Raw genomic sequence first — 15,552 nt, forward strand, 5'->3', positions numbered from 1 at the left:
AAACGTTTTGAAATAATTACTCTCCTAATATAATTTCGCTAAGTAATAACGAATCCCTCTTGAAAACTGATAATTCATGATGAATTTTACAAGCAAAAAACGTAAGCAAGAGAACACTTGCTTACGTTATAGAATAAACATCGCAACGATCGTGGTGACAATTAAACCGATAACAACCGGTAAAAAGTTTCGGCGTGCAAGTTCAAATGGATCGACTTTACAAATCGCAGCAGCAGGAATAAGTGCCCAAGGAATTAACGTCCCGCCCCCGGTCCATATAGCTGCAATTTGCCCGAGTGCTGTTAATGTAGCTGTTCCATGGCCAAGTGCTGTTCCAAAAAGATTGGCAATGGAACCAGCAAGTGATATACCTGAAAAACCTGATCCATCTAAGCCGGTAATGACACCAACGATGGTTAATGTCCCTGCCGATACATATTGATTTAAAGGAACAGTTTGAGATAAAGCGATGCCTAAGTCGTTAATGATTCCGTGTGAACCTTTCGGTAAATAGTCCCCGATAATTTTTACAAATCCACTATCTCCTAAATAAAAGAGTGCAGCGATAGGAATAACTGGTCCGAAAATTTTAAAGCCAAATTGGAGCCCTTCTATGAAATAATCGGTCGTTTTATTCAGTCCATTTCCTTTGTAGGCGATGAGGGAAATGATGATAATCATAATAACAGTCGTTCCGCCGATAAGTGCAGTTGCGTCGCTTCCTTGTAATTTAAATTGAATCATGCAAAGGATATCAATGATATATATGATAGGGATACAAATAGCGAGCCATTTTTTTATGCGAGAAGATAATGAAGTGAGCGTTTTAGAAGACTCAGTTGATGGAATAGCTTCTTGTATAGATAAGCCTGTATGAAACTCTTTTCGTAAGAAGAAAAAAGCGACAGAAGTTGTCACAATGCCCATAACGATAACGAGTGGAACACTTGCAGATACGATGCTGGAAACAGGGAGACCAGCCGCGTCTGCAGTTAATTTCGGTGCACCTTGAATAACGAAGTCTCCAGATAAGGCGATGCCGTGTCCAAATAAGTTCATAGCAATTGCAACCCCAATTGGAGGAAGGCCGACACGTACAGCAACCGGTAATAAAATAGCTCCCATTAAGGCGACAGCTGGAGAAGGCCAAAAGAAGAAAGAAATGGTCATCATTAAAAGGCCGATAATCCAGTAGGCGAGTGTAGGTGTACGAATCATTTTTGTAAATGGTGAAATCATCGTATCATTTATGCCAGTATGAACGAGTAAATTGCTCATTGATACGATAATGGAGATGATTAATATAGTTGGTAATAGCTCAGTAATGGCGTAAATGAAACTTTGAAAAATTCCGCTAATGGCAAGAGGGATAGAACTTGTTGCAGTTAATGCTAATAAAAAGATAAAAACGATACAAATGATAGTCGTATCTTTTCGGAGAATAAAAAAGGTAATAATAGTGAGTAAACAAATAATGTAGAGAGCGTGTAATAGCGTTAATTCAACTCCCATAACATTCACATCCTTTAGGCATTCGTGTAGTGTATTGTATGAAAGCAGTGAAAGTATGTGAGTATAGGAAAAAGAAAAAATGAAATTTCATGTACTGTAATGGTAAGAATGATAAATGGGTGTTACAATACGAAAAATCCTAAAAATGGAATTGAAGGAGAACTTATGCGCAAAAAAATTGGGTTTTGGGGATTTACCATATCTTGTAGTCTATTAATCACTTTAAATTTGTTTACAAACAATGAATGGATCAGTATCATACCTGTTTTCGGCTTTGTTTTTATACTGTTATATAACTGGGATGATATGAAACAATATAGTAAGAAAAGTATCGGAATTATGATAGGTGTCATTGTTGTTTGCTCATTTTTCGTAGGGTTTATTTTAATAGAAGGGCAGAAACAAATAGAGAAAACGTCTATTTTTCAAGAATGGATGTCGTCTGCAAAAGGTCTTTATATTGTAATTATAGCTGTTATTTTTCTAAGAATTATTATAAGCATAGCAAGTTACGTATTAAAGGAGAAGTAGAATGGGGGAGTACGAATGAGAGAGAAAATAGGATATTATGGTGTGCTCGTTTGTTTACTATTATCAGTTATTTCAGGACAATTCCTTAACAGTGACTGGGTACCAGCTATATTATGTATAGGAGTATTGATTTTTGCATCTATGTATCGTTGGAATGAATGGAAAGCATATAGCCGAAAAAAGAAATTTGTTTTCAGTATCGAGTTTGTCATTATTATTAGCACAATTCCGTTTTTGCTATTGAAAGGAAATGAGATAATAGATGGAATTGTAATGTTTTAAGGGTGGTTATTTATTGCGAAAATGCTGTATTTAATATGTATATTAATGTCGGTAGTGGTAATCGTTAAAAAAGTAAACGAAAAGTTATTCGTTAATGAATAAAAGAAAATGCCACCTTATTCGGTGGCATTTTTTTCTATGATTTCAACAAGGAATAACAATTAGTTCCCGATTTGATTTTGTAATAACTTCATAGCCTTCTTTTGTAATGACGATATCGTCTTCAATTCTACAACCGCCCCAGTTCGGTATGTAAATGCCCGGCTCAACTGTAACAACCATACCTTCTTGTAAAGTTACCTTACTTTCTTGGGATAGGCGAAGCGGTTCATGTATTTCTAACCCAAGACCGTGCCCAGTAGAGTGGCCAAAGTATTGACCGTATCCATGTTCTGTAATGTAATCCCTCGTTATATCATCGATACTTTTCGCAGTTTCTCCAGGCTTAATCGCTTCAGTCCCACGTTTTAACGCTTCTCGTACAACATTGTATATTTTTTTGAATTCTTCCGAGGGTTCCCCTATTGCTACAGTACGTGTTATATCGGAACAATATCCGTCGTAAAGTGCACCGAAGTCTAATGTAACGATATCCCCTCGTTCGATTATTTTATTTGATGCAACTCCATGGGGAAGTGAAGAACGAACGCCTGAGGCTACAATAATTTGGAATGAAGAAGATGTAGCCCCTTTTTTTCGCATGAAAAATTCTAATTCATCTCGTACAGCATTTTCACTTATTCCTGGTTTTAGAAACGTAAGAATGTGGTGAAATGCTTCGTCCGCGATATTAGCTGCAATTTTCATTGTTTCTATTTCAGGCGTGTCTTTAATGATACGAATATTTTCGATAATTTCGCACACTTGAATCATTTCCGCCTGTACGTATTTTTGCAAGTTTTTATATTGTTGCAATGTCATGTTGTTTTCTTCAATTCCAAGTTTTTGAATGTTTAATTTCGATACTTGATGTGCAATTTCTTTTTCTAAATTTCCTTTATGCATAATAATTTCAGCATCTTTTATTTGTGATTTCGCTTGATCTACATAGCGGAAATCAGTGATAAAAACAGCTTGATCGGCAGAGATTAAGACGACGCCAGCGCTACCTGTAAAGCCTGTTGCGTATTGACGGTTTTCTTTCTTTGTAATAAGTAACCCGTCGATTCCGTAATTATGTAGTTGTTTTTGGATGTTAGTTATTCTTATATTCATTTTAATTCCTCCTTTTTACATTAATAAAGCAAGAATTGTGCCAATATATTTATTTAGAATAAAAGAGAAGAGGGTAGCTGTGTGTCAAAAAAACTAGACGGATGTAAAATAAATATATATAAAATTTTTACAGTAAGTTTTTATGTGAATGAACAATAATGTAAACTTGCAAACAAAATCTTTTTAATTTAAATATTATATTTTTTGTATAAATAAATTAAAAAATTGGTATAATAAGGGATTGTTACGTTTTTTTGTAGGTAAAGAGATGTAACGAAAAAATTGGGTTAAGGAATGTGAATGTATGAAGAAATTAAGTAAAGTAATGTCATTTTGTTTGGCCGCTAGTATGCTTGTTATAACGGGGTGTGAAACAAGTGAAAACAAAGTTCAAGTGAATAAAATGATTGACCAGCTTGATGAAGCGCCAGAAGTGACAGAAAAAGAAGCAAAAAAGATTGTAAGAAAGAGTGTAGATGGAATAGCAAACGCGTTTAGTGAGATGGAAAAAGAAAATGGATGGAGCCGAAATAATCCTGGGGATTTAGAGACAGTTAAAAAAGGAGTTAAGGGATTAGTTTCAAAAAAGTTTGTAGAGAATCAGCTTCCTGAATTGCTTAATAACTTTAATAGATCGAGAGAGACTGATATGTTACCATTCCCAAATTATTTTCAATCTGAAATAAGATTTTCTTCTTCACAAGATAAAGAAAATTTAACGGTACATACATTAAGTTTAGAAGATGAAATAGGTCATGCGGCCCAAGAATGGGAATTTCATTTGGTGTATAAAGAAGGGGAATGGTTAATGGATAAATGGTCATTCGTTTTTCCTGAAGATTTAAAACTTACAAAAGAAGAAGCAAATAGAATTTTACAAATGCCAGACGATAAGAATGTGTCATTTGTAAGTGAAGAAAATAGTGGCGATAAGAAATATATATTCAAAGATAGTAACGGATTAATTACTGTAAATGCGAAAACATCTCTTATTTCATACAATGTAGATGAAAATAGGTATGAAAAAGTAACGAAAGAAAGAAATATTCAAGAAACAGAACAAGTAAAGAGAAAGGATTCCAGTGCGTATACAGGCTCAAAAGACGAGAAACAATCGCAAAAAGAATCTTCTTCAAAGATAGATAGAGCAAATGTTTTAAGCGAATTAGCTGCTATAGATAAACAAGAAAAACATACGAATGCTATGTCAACCAATGATATAGTAAATGAAATAGAAGGAAATTATGAACTGTGGGATAATAAACTAAATGAAATTTACAGTACATTAAAAAGTACGATGTCAGCTGATGCGTTCCAGTCGTTAAAAACGAAACAAATTGCGTGGGTTAAAGAAAAAGAAAGTAAAGTTAAAGCAATTGGTACTGATACAAATAACGGAACGATGAGGCGTATCGAAGCCTCAGAAGAGAAATATAAGATGACAAAAGCAAGGTGTTATGAATTAGTAAATGGGTATATGAATTAGTGTGAACGAATATAAAAAAATGCGTTGCTTATAAGCAACGCATTTTTTATTTACGCTTTTAATTTCATTACAATATCAGCATCTGGTGTTACATATACGGTTTGCTGATTGTCGTACGTAACAAAACCAAGTTTTGCACCACTCGGTTTTTTGACATGGCGTATTTTGGTGAAATCAACAGGTACAGAGCTAGACTCTTTCGCTTTACTGTAATAGGCAGCAATTTTGGCAGCTTCTAGTAAAGTTTCTTCAGCAGGCTCTAAAGAACGAATGACAACGTGAGAGCCAGGTATGTCTTTCGTATGTAACCAAATTTCATCACGGCGGGCAAACTTCGTTGTTAAATAATCATTTTGTTTATTGTTTTTACCAACGAAAATCTCTGTGCCATCACTTGCTACATATTTATCTAATACTGGTTTAGTAGGCTTTTTCTTTGCGTTTTTCGTTTTGCGATTGCGCACATAACCTTCTTCAGCTAATTCCTCACGAATTTCTTCAATATCTTTTGAAGAAGCAGCTTCCATTTGTTGAAGTAAGCTATCAAAATAAAGAATTTCTTCATTTGTTTTTTCGATTTGTTCTTCTACAACAACAACTGAATTTTTTGCTTTTTGATACTTTTGGAAATAGCGTTGTGCATTTTCAGATGGTGTTTTTAAAGGATCTAATGTAATTTTTACAGTTCCACCATTCTCATCGTAATAATTAACGACCTCAATATCTTTATCGCCCTTTTTTAAAGCGTACATATTGGCTGTAAGTAGCTCTCCAAATAGTTGATATTTATCTGCTTTTCCAGCATCTTGCAGTGTTTTTTCGAGTTTAATGAGTTTTTTCTCGTTTTTATTTTTTTCGTTTTGCATAAAGCGTTCTAAATCATGAGCTTGTTGTTTTACACGATCACGTTCTGCTTTGCCAAAGAAGAAACGATCTAACAATTCGCTCACTGATGAGAATGTTTTTTCTTCTCCTTGCAAGTGTGTAAGAGGGAAAAGATAAAAGAATTCTTTTCCATTTGCAGTAATCATTGTAGGTGTATATGCATGAGATAGTAATGGTGTTTGTATAGAGAAAAATGCTTCTGATAATGCTTTCTCGTTTGCCATACCGGCTTTCTTTACTACTTCTTTTGCAAATAATGGGGATATTCCCATGAAAGCACCGACGAGTTGTTTATCCATATTTCCAGATAGAAAGTCTAGCGGTCTAATAAAATCATCTGCGGTTTCAATTTGCAGAGGATTGATTTTATGTTGGGCTGGTGGCGCGACGTACTCAGCACCAGCATATACAGTTCGGTGACGGTTTACGGCTAATGAAACGTGTTTTAAACTATCTAAAATCACGTTTGTTTTCGTATCTAATAAGATAATGTTACTATGTCGTCCCATTATTTCAATTACTAATGTTTTTAATGATTCGTCTCCGATTTCATTACGACTGCGAACTGTAATTTGAATAATGCGTTCTAAGTCGATTTGTTCAATTTTTTCAATAAATCCACCTTCTAAATGTTTGCGAAGAAGCATACAGAACATCGGCGGTATTGCTGGCGAATCGTAGTTTTGATTCGTTAAGTGCATACGCGCATATGTAGGATGAGATGAAAGAATTAGTTTTTGGTTCTTTCCATTCGCTCGAATATGTAATAAAATCTCGTATTTTGAAGGTTGATATATTTTGGAAATTCTTCCTGTGTAAAGAGAATTTTCAATTTCATGTGTAATCGCTCTTGTAAATAATCCATCGAATGCCATAAATGAACACTCCTTTCTAACTAAATGTTAATTATAGCATTTTTTTGGACGAGGCTGAATAAGCTTTCAATAGAGTATGTCTGGAATCAGGAGGTCGATAGCAGGATGAACTGGTATGGAATGCGAGCACATGAAGTGGAAGAAAGAACGAATACGAATGTAAAGGTTGGACTTACAGAGAAAGAAGCAGAAGGGCGAGTAAAGAAATTTGGTACTAATGAATTAGAAGAAGCAAAAAGGCCTTCTGCACTAATGGTATTTTTAGCACAGTTTAAAGATTTCATGGTACTCGTTTTGTTTGGAGCAACAATTGTTTCTGCGTTTTTAGGTGAATACATTGATTCTATTGCTATTGTTGCCATTGTTATTATCAATGGTATTCTCGGCTTTTTTCAAGAAAGAAAAGCTGAAAAATCATTGGAAGCTTTAAAGGAACTAGCCGCTCCGCAAGTTACTGTAATGCGGAATGGAAAGTGGGTAAAAGCACCATCTAAAGCACTTGTTTTAGGGGATATTATTAAGTTTTCCAGTGGTGATCGTATTGGGGCTGATGTGCGTCTTGTTGAGGCATCAAGTTTATATATTGAAGAGTCTGCTTTGACAGGGGAGTCCGTACCTGTACAAAAGAAGGTAGAAGCATTGCAAGGGCAAGATGTTGCAATTGGGGATCAAAAAAATATGGCTTTTATGGGGACAATGATTACGCGAGGATCTGGTACAGGAGTTGTTGTAGCAACTGGTATGAATACAGCGATGGGGCAAATTGCAAATATGTTGCAAAATGCAGAGCAAATGGAAACGCCACTGCAAAGAAGGTTAGAACAGCTCGGAAAAATATTAATTATTGTAGCTCTTATTTTGACAGCGCTCGTTGTATTGGCTGGTGTGTATCAAGGGAATGAAGTATATCATATGTTTTTAGCTGGCGTATCGCTAGCTGTTGCGGCTATTCCAGAAGGATTGCCAGCAATTGTTACAGTAGCTTTATCACTTGGTGTACAGCGTATGATAAAAAAGAGAGCAATTGTAAGGAAGTTACCGGCCGTAGAAACGTTAGGCTGCGCTTCTGTTATATGCTCTGATAAAACGGGAACAATGACGCAAAACAAAATGATGGTAACACATATGTGGTCAGGCGGAGAATTGTGGAAAGTGACAGGGCAAGGATATGAACCTAATGGCTCTTTTATGAAAGGTGAAAAAGAAGTGAATCCAGCTAAGACAAAATCACTTTATCAGCTACTTACATTTGGTTCACTATGTAACAATGCAAATATTATTCAAAAGAAAAAGGCGTACGTATTAGATGGAGATCCGACAGAGGGAGCGCTTGTAGCTGCAGCAATGAAAGCTGGGATAACACGTGAGGCATTAAAAGGGAAATTTGAAATTATTCGTGAATTCCCCTTTGATTCAACTCGAAAAATGATGAGTGTTATTGTACGAGATCGAGAGGGGAAAAAGTTTATTGTTACGAAAGGAGCACCGGATGTTCTTTTGCAACTGAGTCAAACAATCTTATGGGGGGATAAGCAGCAGCCGTTAAGTGAGCTATATAGAAAAGAAGTACAGGCGGCTATTCATAGCTTAGGTAGTCAAGCGCTTCGAACAATTGCAGTTGCGTTTAAACCTTTAAAAGTCACGGATTCTATTGAACATGAAAGAGACGTTGAAAAAGATTTTATGTTGGTTGGAATACAAGGTATGATTGACCCGCCAAGGCCAGAAGTGGCGCAGGCGGTAAAAGAGTGTAAAGAAGCTGGTATTCGAACAGTAATGATTACAGGTGATCATAAAGTGACAGCAATGGCGATTGCTGAACAATTAGGAGTTTTACCACCAGATGGACGCGTTGTTGAAGGAGTAGAACTCGCGAATATGGATGTGGAGGAATTAGAAAATGTTGTAGAAGATACGTATGTATTCGCTCGTGTATCACCTGAGCATAAATTGAAAATTGTTAAGGCACTGCAAAATCAAGGACATATAGTAGCGATGACAGGTGATGGAGTGAACGATGCTCCAGCGATAAAAACAGCGGATATTGGGATAGCGATGGGAATTACAGGGACAGATGTTGCGAAAGAAGCCTCTTCACTTGTTTTACTAGACGATAATTTTGCTACAATTAAATCAGCAATTAAAGAAGGAAGAAATATATATGAGAACATACGTAAGTTCATTCGCTACTTATTGGCGTCAAATGTTGGAGAAATTTTAGTTATGTTATTTGCGATGTTACTTGCATTACCACTGCCGATGGTTCCTATTCAAATTTTATGGGTGAACTTAGTTACTGATGGTTTACCAGCGATGGCATTAGGTTTGGATAAGGCTGAAGGAGATGTGATGAAGAGAACACCGCGTCACCCGAAAGAAGGGGTATTCGCTAGAGGGCTTGCGTGGAAAATAATAAGTCGAGGGTTTTTAATTGGAGCAGTGACGTTAGTGGCGTTTATTATTGCGTATAACCAACATCCAAATGAACTGAAATATGCACAAACTGTAGCGTTCGCGACGTTGGTACTTGCTCAGCTTATTCATGTATTTGATTGTCGTAGTGAGCATTCTGTCTTTCACCGTAATCCATTTGGGAACGTGTATTTAGTAGGGGCGGTTATTATTTCGTTACTACTCATGCTAGTGGTTATATATTATCCACCGTTACAACCAATCTTTAGCACAATGCCGATACAAGCAAGAGATTGGTTATTAATTGGAGGTTTGTCATCAATTCCGACTTTCTTACTAGTAGGTTCTTTATTAACAGGGAAAAAGGCTAAGAAGAAAAAGCCGATATTATATAAGAAGGGATTAAACTTGAAATAGTCAATGTTATGAAAATGTGATATAATTTACAGAAGGTAGTAGAGCCTTGTCTCTATTACCTTTTTCATTGAGTTATTTTATGGCTTGGATGTGATAAAAATGATTTCTAGTATGACAGGGTTTGGAAGATCGAAAGTAGAAAGTGATACTTTTCAAATTACAGTAGAAATGAAATCGGTGAACCACCGTTTTTTAGAGATGAGTATTCGACTTCCTAAGCAAATGATGGTATTTGAGGACAAAATTCGTAAAATAATTGCACAGCAAGTTCGACGTGGACGCATTGAAGTGTCTATTAGTATAGCAGGTGAAGGACTTGTTGAAAGAAAATTAAGTGTGAATTGGTCACTTCTTGAGCAGTACCAATCGATGATGGAAGATATAAAAGGAAAATTTCAATTACAAGATTCTATTACACTTCAGCAATTAATGGCAATGCCAGAAGTAACAGCAATTGAAGAAATAGAAAATGTAAATGAACATTTTGAGAACAGTTTATATGAGGCTGTTCGTCAAGCTGCTCATATGTTGAAAACGATGAGAGATGGCGAAGGAGAACGATTACATAAAGATATAGCGTATCGTTTACAAGAGATTAGCAACTGTGTAAATGCAATTATTCCACATGCACCAATTGTTACACAAAAATATCGTGAACGATTAGAAAATCGCTTAAAAGAATTACATAATCAAGATCTAGATGAACAAAGATTGCTAACAGAAGTCGCAATCTTTGCAGAGCGTTGTGATATTCATGAAGAGTTAGTTCGTTTGCAAAGTCATTTAGAGCAATTTCGTGAAACATTGCAGATTGAAGAGCCTGTTGGAAGGAAAATGGATTTCATCGTGCAAGAGATGCATAGAGAAATTAATACGATTGGTTCTAAGGCAAATGACTTAACAATTTCAAAATATGTTGTAGAAATGAAAAATAACCTTGAAAAAATTCGTGAACAAGTACAAAATATTGAGTAGCTTTCAAAAAATATATAAAGTTATACGTGGTGGAGAAATCGGATAGACTTACTAGGAGGCGCAAACTATGGCCATGCGGTTTTTAAATATTGGATACGGAAATATTGTATCTGCTCATCGAATTATTGCTATTGTAAGTCCGGAGTCAGCTCCTATTAAACGGACAGTACAGGAAGCACGCGAACATAATGCTTTGCTTGATGCTACGTATGGGAGAAAAACAAGGGCGGTTATTGTTATGGATGATGGGCATGTTGTATTAAGTCCAATTCAACCAGAGACGATTGCACATCGTTTGAATAATAAAGAAGATTTAAGTGAGGAAGGGTAGGTTTTACATATTTATGAGAAGTAGAAGAGGATTGCTCATCGTTCTTTCAGGGCCTTCTGGGGTTGGAAAAGGGACGGTTCGTAAAGAGCTGTTTAGCCATGAGGATACACGTTTTCAGTACTCTATTTCAGTAACGACACGTAAGCCGCGTGAAGGTGAAGTAGATGGTGTGGATTATTTCTTTAAAGAAAGAGAAGAATTCGAGGAAATGATTCGTAATGAAAAATTACTTGAGTGGGCTGAGTTCGTAGGTAATTATTACGGAACACCGATTGACTATGTTGAAAAAACATTACAAGAAGGAAAAGATGTATTCTTAGAAATTGAAGTGCAAGGAGCAATTCAAGTTAAGAAAGCTTTCCCAGAAGGTGTATTTATTTTCTTAGCACCTCCAAGTTTATCTGAACTAAAGAGCCGTATTGTCGGACGTGGTACAGAGACTGAAGATGTTATTGAAAATCGTTTAACTGTAGCGAAAGAAGAAATCGAGATGATGGACGCTTACGACTATGTAGTAGAAAACGATCAAGTTGAATTAGCTTGTGATAGAATTAAAGCAATTGTGGTTGGCGAACATTGCCGCCGCGAAAGGGTAGCAAAATATTATAAAGAAATGACGGAGGGTCTATAATTATGTTAAATCCATCAATTGACTCATTACTACAAAAAATCGATTCTAAGTACACATTAGTAACAGTAGCTGCAAAACGCGCGCGTGAAATGCAACTTGCTAATAACTGTGTTGTAGAAAAACCTGTTTCTCATAAATGTGTAGGTAAAGCATTAGAAGAAATCGATGCAGAAGCATTAAGCTACGTACCAAGTGAAGATAAAGTAGCTGAATAAGCCTTTGCCTTCGACAAAATAAAACATAGACTTTATAATTTTCTATGTAACGGTAACAACCTATTTACAAGTAGGTTGTTATTTTTTTACGAAAGGAATGAAATATTGGTACTGACGAGCTGAGAATTCTATTTCAGTATTATAAGTTTGAAAAAGAAAGAGGACGAGTCATATGCTAAAAGGGAAAAAGATACTTCTATGTGTAACAGGAGGCATTGCGGTTTTTAAAGCAGCTGCGTTAACGAGTAAATTGACACAATCTGGCGCGATTGTAAAAGTAATGATGAGTGAGTCGGCAATGAAGTTTGTTACGCCTCTTACATTCCAAGCGCTTTCTCGCCATGATGTATATACGGATACATTTGATGAGAAAGACTCAGCTGTTATTGCTCATATTGATTTAGCAGATTGGGCGGATGTTGTACTTGTCGCACCTGCTACTGCCAATTGTATTGGAAAGTTAGCTGGTGGTATTGCAGATGATATGATTACAACTACTTTGTTAGCTACTACAGCTCCGGTATGGATTGCGCCTGCTATGAATGTGCATATGTATGAAAATAAAATAGTTCAAAAAAATATGATGACATTGAAAACGCTAGGATATACATTTATTGAGCCTGGGGAAGGCTTTTTAGCATGTGGATATGTAGCGAAGGGACGACTAGAAGAACCTGAAGCAATTATTGCACGGTTAGAGGAAGCTTTCTCAGAACACAAACCATTGCAGGGAAAAAGAATATTAATAACTGCTGGCCCAACACGTGAAAAGGTTGATCCAGTTCGCTTTATGACAAATTTTTCTTCTGGAAAAATGGGGTATGCGATTGCGGAAGTGGCAGCGAATTTAGGCGCTGATGTTATACTTGTTTCAGGACCGACAGCATTAAATCCACCGTTACATGTAACGACAGTGCAAGTGGAATCTGCACAAGATATGTTAGAAGCGGTTCTTCAACATTATCAAAACGTAGACGTTGTCATTAAAACAGCAGCAGTTGCAGATTATCGTCCGAAATATGTTCATGAGAATAAAATGAAAAAGCAAAATGGTGATGCTGTCATTGAACTTGAAAGAACGGTGGATATTTTAAAAACGTTAGGTCAGAAAAAGGATAAACAGTTACTTATCGGTTTTGCTGCTGAAACGACAAATGTAGAGGAATATGCAACGAAAAAACTACGTGAGAAAAATGCAGATATGATTGTCGCGAATGATGTAAAAGCGCAAGGAGCTGGATTTGGCACGGATACGAATATTGTAACAATGTATAGAAAAGATGGAAAAGTTATTGAGTTGCCAATTTTAATGAAAAAAGAGGTAGCTCGTGAAATATTGAAGCAAATTGAAATGATGTTAGAAGATGATCGTTTATGAAATTTGCAAGTGTAATTGTTGATGTACCTGCCCGTCAGACAGATCGACCATTTGATTACATTATCCCTAAAAAATGGGAAGATATTGTACAGACAGGAATGCGTGTAGTAGTTCCGTTTGGCCCAAGAAAATTGCAAGGTTTTATTATTGGGATTAAAGATTCGGTGGATGTAGAAAGTAAGAAGTTAAAGACAATCCATGAAATATTAGATGTAACACCGGTTTTAAATGATGAATTATTAAAGCTTGGATATTGGCTTACAAGTGAAACGTTATGCTACATGATTTCAGCTTTTCAAGTGATGCTTCCAACTGCGATAAAAGCAACGTATAAAAAACGTCTACAACTTTGTAAACAGGAAGAAATAGCACCTGAAATACTATATTTATTTCAGGATAAAGAAGCAATTGATTTTGAAGTAATCGAGCAACAGCCACATTTATACCGAACTATTCAACAAGAAATTAAAAATGGTACGGTTGAAGTCGTTTATCAAGTGAAAGATAAAGTACAAAAGAAGAAGCAAAGAGTGGTTCAGCCGGAGTTGCCAGAAGATAAATTGGAATTAGCGGCATTTGAACTGAAAAGTAAAAAACAACAAGATGTACTTTATTATTTTGTGGAAAATTATAAAAGTGCACCGTTGAAAGTAATTACAGAAGAGTTACAAATAACAGATGCTCCAATAAAAGCACTTGTTAAAAAGGGATTCATTTCAGAAAAGTATGTGGAAGTATACCGAAATCCGTATGACGATGATGATTTTGAACAAACAAAACCATTTCCACTTACGGAGGAACAAAAACAAGTTATTACACCGATTTTATCATCAATTACAAATGAAACTTATAATCCATTTTTACTATATGGTGTTACAGGAAGTGGAAAGACAGAAGTATATTTACAATCTATAGCAGCAGTGCTCAAGAAAGGAAAAGAAGCTATCGTTCTTGTTCCTGAAATTGCACTAACGCCCCAAATGGTGGATCGTTTTAAAGGTAGGTTTGGCTCACAAGTTGCAGTTCTTCATAGTGCGTTGTCTGTTGGAGAAAAGTATGACGAGTGGCGTAAGATTTTAAGAAAAGAAGTGAAAGTTGTAGTTGGTGCGCGTTCAGCTGTTTTTGCGCCTTTTGAGAATTTAGGGATTATTATTATTGATGAAGAGCATGAATCAAGTTACAAACAAGAAGATAATCCGAGGTATCATGCAAGAGATGTAGCTGTCTGGAGAGGACAATATCATAAATGTCCTATCGTTCTTGGTAGTGCGACACCAACACTTGAATCGTTTGCAAGGGCGAAAAAAGGTGTTTATGAACTATTAACAATGGAAAAACGTATGAATGAACAAGCTTTACCAACGGTAGAGATTGTTGACATGCGAGAAGAACTTCGTGACGGGAATCGATCAATGTTTTCTAAGGCGCTGCATGAAAAAATAGCAGATCGATTAGAAAAGAAAGAACAAATGGTACTCTTTTTAAATAGAAGAGGTCATTCTACATTTGTTATGTGCCGTGATTGTGGGTATGTTGTTCAATGTCCGCATTGTGATATTTCATTGACATATCATAAAATGAATCATCGTTTAAAATGTCATTATTGTAGTTACGAAGAGAATATGCCAACTGAGTGTCCAGCTTGTCAAAGTACATACATTCGTTTCTTTGGTACAGGTACACAAAAGGTAGAAGAAGAAATTACAAAACTATTTCCAGAGGCACGAGTCATTCGAATGGATGTAGATACGACAAGTCGAAAAGGAATGCATGAAAAATTATTAAAGGCGTTCGGGGAAGAAAAAGCAGATATATTACTCGGAACACAAATGATTGCTAAAGGATTAGATTTTCCGAAAGTAACGCTCGTTGGGGTGTTAACTGCAGATACGATGCTTCACTTACCTGATTTTCGGGCGAGTGAAAAGACATATCAGCTATTGACGCAAGTAAGTGGACGAGCGGGTAGACATGAATTGCCAGGGGAAGTTGTGATTCAAACGTATACGCCAGAACATTACAGTATAGAGTTAGCGAAGAACCAACAATATGATGTGTTTTTTGACCAAGAAATGCAAATGAGACGAACAAGACAATATCCCCCATATTACTATGTTGTACTCGTAACTGTATCTCATCCTGAATTATTAAAAGCGGTACAAGTGACGGAAAAAATTGCCTCGTATTTACGAACGCATTGCTCACAGCAAACAATGGTGCTAGGACCAGTTGCTTCAGCGATTCCAAGGATAAAAGATAGATATCGTTATCAATGCATGATAAAATACAAACGGGAACCAAACTTAAAGAACGTGCTCAAAATGGTAAATGAACATTATCAAGCAGAAATGCAAAAAGAGCTACAAATCTCAATTGATTTTAATCCAACAATGTTAATGTAGCGGAG

12 protein-coding genes and 1 pseudogene are annotated in these 15,552 nt (G+C 36.1%); 10 read left to right on the forward strand and 3 right to left on the reverse strand.

Annotation, left to right across the window (positions count from 1 at the left end; translation table 11 throughout):
* Nucleotides 1–126: 126 nt before the first annotated feature.
* Nucleotides 127–1,512 (reverse strand): hypothetical protein, encoded by a 1,386-nt coding sequence (locus tag AB6801_RS11025; RefSeq protein WP_000537865.1) that lies wholly within the window; start codon nucleotides 1,510–1,512, stop codon nucleotides 127–129.
* 165 nt (nucleotides 1,513–1,677) lie between these two features.
* On the opposite strand from AB6801_RS11025, the gene AB6801_RS11030 reads away from it, so the two are divergent.
* Nucleotides 1,678–2,043 (forward strand): YoqO family protein, encoded by a 366-nt coding sequence (locus tag AB6801_RS11030; RefSeq protein WP_001227565.1) that lies wholly within the window; start codon nucleotides 1,678–1,680, stop codon nucleotides 2,041–2,043.
* A gap of 15 nt (nucleotides 2,044–2,058) precedes the next feature.
* Nucleotides 2,059–2,427 (forward strand): annotated as a pseudogene (locus AB6801_RS11035) (YoqO family protein).
* 42 nt (nucleotides 2,428–2,469) lie between these two features.
* On the opposite strand, the gene AB6801_RS11040 reads toward AB6801_RS11035, so the two are convergent.
* Complete coding sequence (locus AB6801_RS11040) at nucleotides 2,470–3,540, reverse strand: M24 family metallopeptidase (RefSeq protein WP_001026208.1); 1,071 nt, start codon at nucleotides 3,538–3,540, stop codon at nucleotides 2,470–2,472.
* Between the two features lie 304 nt (nucleotides 3,541–3,844).
* Here AB6801_RS11040 and AB6801_RS11045 point away from each other — a divergent pair, with 304 nt between their 5' ends.
* Nucleotides 3,845–5,026: a lysozyme inhibitor LprI family protein gene (locus AB6801_RS11045; protein WP_069605175.1), complete on the forward strand. Its 1,182-nt coding sequence runs from the start codon at nucleotides 3,845–3,847 to the stop codon at nucleotides 5,024–5,026.
* A gap of 50 nt (nucleotides 5,027–5,076) precedes the next feature.
* Here the strand turns inward: AB6801_RS11045 and AB6801_RS11050 are convergent, their stop codons facing one another.
* Nucleotides 5,077–6,786, reverse strand: coding sequence for an Rqc2 family fibronectin-binding protein (locus AB6801_RS11050; protein WP_000863279.1), 1,710 nt, complete (start codon nucleotides 6,784–6,786; stop codon nucleotides 5,077–5,079).
* Between the two features lie 105 nt (nucleotides 6,787–6,891).
* Between AB6801_RS11050 and AB6801_RS11055 the strand changes: the two genes are divergently transcribed.
* The 7 genes from AB6801_RS11055 to priA all read left to right on the forward strand — a co-directional run bounded on the left by AB6801_RS11055 (nucleotide 6,892) and on the right by priA (nucleotide 15,547).
* The gene (locus AB6801_RS11055; RefSeq protein WP_001104775.1) at nucleotides 6,892–9,615 is read left to right on the forward strand and encodes a calcium-translocating P-type ATPase, SERCA-type; all 2,724 of its coding nucleotides are present in this window, start codon (nucleotides 6,892–6,894) and stop codon (nucleotides 9,613–9,615) included.
* Between the two features lie 99 nt (nucleotides 9,616–9,714).
* Nucleotides 9,715–10,590, forward strand: coding sequence for a YicC/YloC family endoribonuclease (locus tag AB6801_RS11060; RefSeq protein WP_000625869.1), 876 nt, complete (start codon nucleotides 9,715–9,717; stop codon nucleotides 10,588–10,590).
* Between the two features lie 67 nt (nucleotides 10,591–10,657).
* Nucleotides 10,658–10,921: an extracellular matrix/biofilm regulator RemA gene (gene remA / locus AB6801_RS11065; protein ID WP_001251456.1), complete on the forward strand. Its 264-nt coding sequence runs from the start codon at nucleotides 10,658–10,660 to the stop codon at nucleotides 10,919–10,921.
* 13 nt (nucleotides 10,922–10,934) lie between these two features.
* Complete coding sequence (gmk, locus tag AB6801_RS11070; RefSeq protein WP_001257741.1) at nucleotides 10,935–11,552, forward strand: guanylate kinase; 618 nt, start codon at nucleotides 10,935–10,937, stop codon at nucleotides 11,550–11,552.
* Between the two features lie 2 nt (nucleotides 11,553–11,554).
* Nucleotides 11,555–11,767, forward strand: coding sequence for a DNA-directed RNA polymerase subunit omega (gene rpoZ, locus AB6801_RS11075; RefSeq protein ID WP_000933960.1), 213 nt, complete (start codon nucleotides 11,555–11,557; stop codon nucleotides 11,765–11,767).
* Between the two features lie 172 nt (nucleotides 11,768–11,939).
* On the forward strand, nucleotides 11,940–13,145 hold the full coding sequence (coaBC, locus tag AB6801_RS11080) for a bifunctional phosphopantothenoylcysteine decarboxylase/phosphopantothenate--cysteine ligase CoaBC (RefSeq protein WP_000911749.1): 1,206 nt from the start codon (nucleotides 11,940–11,942) through the stop codon (nucleotides 13,143–13,145).
* Nucleotides 13,142–15,547, forward strand: coding sequence for a primosomal protein N' (priA, locus tag AB6801_RS11085; RefSeq protein ID WP_000666715.1), 2,406 nt, complete (start codon nucleotides 13,142–13,144; stop codon nucleotides 15,545–15,547). Before coaBC ends, priA begins: the two co-directional genes overlap by 4 nt.
* Nucleotides 15,548–15,552 lie beyond the last annotated feature (5 nt).

It is taken from the genome of Bacillus sp. RCC_6_1 (assembly GCF_041360755.1).
Classification (GTDB): Bacteria; Bacillota; Bacilli; order Bacillales; family Bacillaceae_G; genus Bacillus_A; species Bacillus_A cereus.

Excerpts from the sequence above, each read along its gene's own strand:
- priA (WP_000666715.1), top strand. The coding sequence starts at position 13,142 with ATGAAATTTGCAAGTGTAATTGTTGATGTACCTGCCCGTCAGACAGAT.
- AB6801_RS11030 (WP_001227565.1), top strand. The coding sequence starts at position 1,678 with ATGCGCAAAAAAATTGGGTTTTGGGGATTTACCATATCTTGTAGTCTA.
- coaBC (WP_000911749.1), top strand. The coding sequence starts at position 11,940 with ATGCTAAAAGGGAAAAAGATACTTCTATGTGTAACAGGAGGCATTGCG.
- remA (WP_001251456.1), top strand. The coding sequence starts at position 10,658 with ATGGCCATGCGGTTTTTAAATATTGGATACGGAAATATTGTATCTGCT.
- AB6801_RS11050 (WP_000863279.1), bottom strand. The coding sequence starts at position 6,786 with ATGGCATTCGATGGATTATTTACAAGAGCGATTACACATGAAATTGAA.
- AB6801_RS11060 (WP_000625869.1), top strand. The coding sequence starts at position 9,715 with ATGATTTCTAGTATGACAGGGTTTGGAAGATCGAAAGTAGAAAGTGAT.
- AB6801_RS11045 (WP_069605175.1), top strand. The coding sequence starts at position 3,845 with ATGAAGAAATTAAGTAAAGTAATGTCATTTTGTTTGGCCGCTAGTATG.
- AB6801_RS11055 (WP_001104775.1), top strand. The coding sequence starts at position 6,892 with ATGAACTGGTATGGAATGCGAGCACATGAAGTGGAAGAAAGAACGAAT.
- AB6801_RS11025 (WP_000537865.1), bottom strand. The coding sequence starts at position 1,512 with ATGGGAGTTGAATTAACGCTATTACACGCTCTCTACATTATTTGTTTA.
- rpoZ (WP_000933960.1), top strand. The coding sequence starts at position 11,555 with ATGTTAAATCCATCAATTGACTCATTACTACAAAAAATCGATTCTAAG.
- AB6801_RS11040 (WP_001026208.1), bottom strand. The coding sequence starts at position 3,540 with ATGAATATAAGAATAACTAACATCCAAAAACAACTACATAATTACGGA.
- gmk (WP_001257741.1), top strand. The coding sequence starts at position 10,935 with ATGAGAAGTAGAAGAGGATTGCTCATCGTTCTTTCAGGGCCTTCTGGG.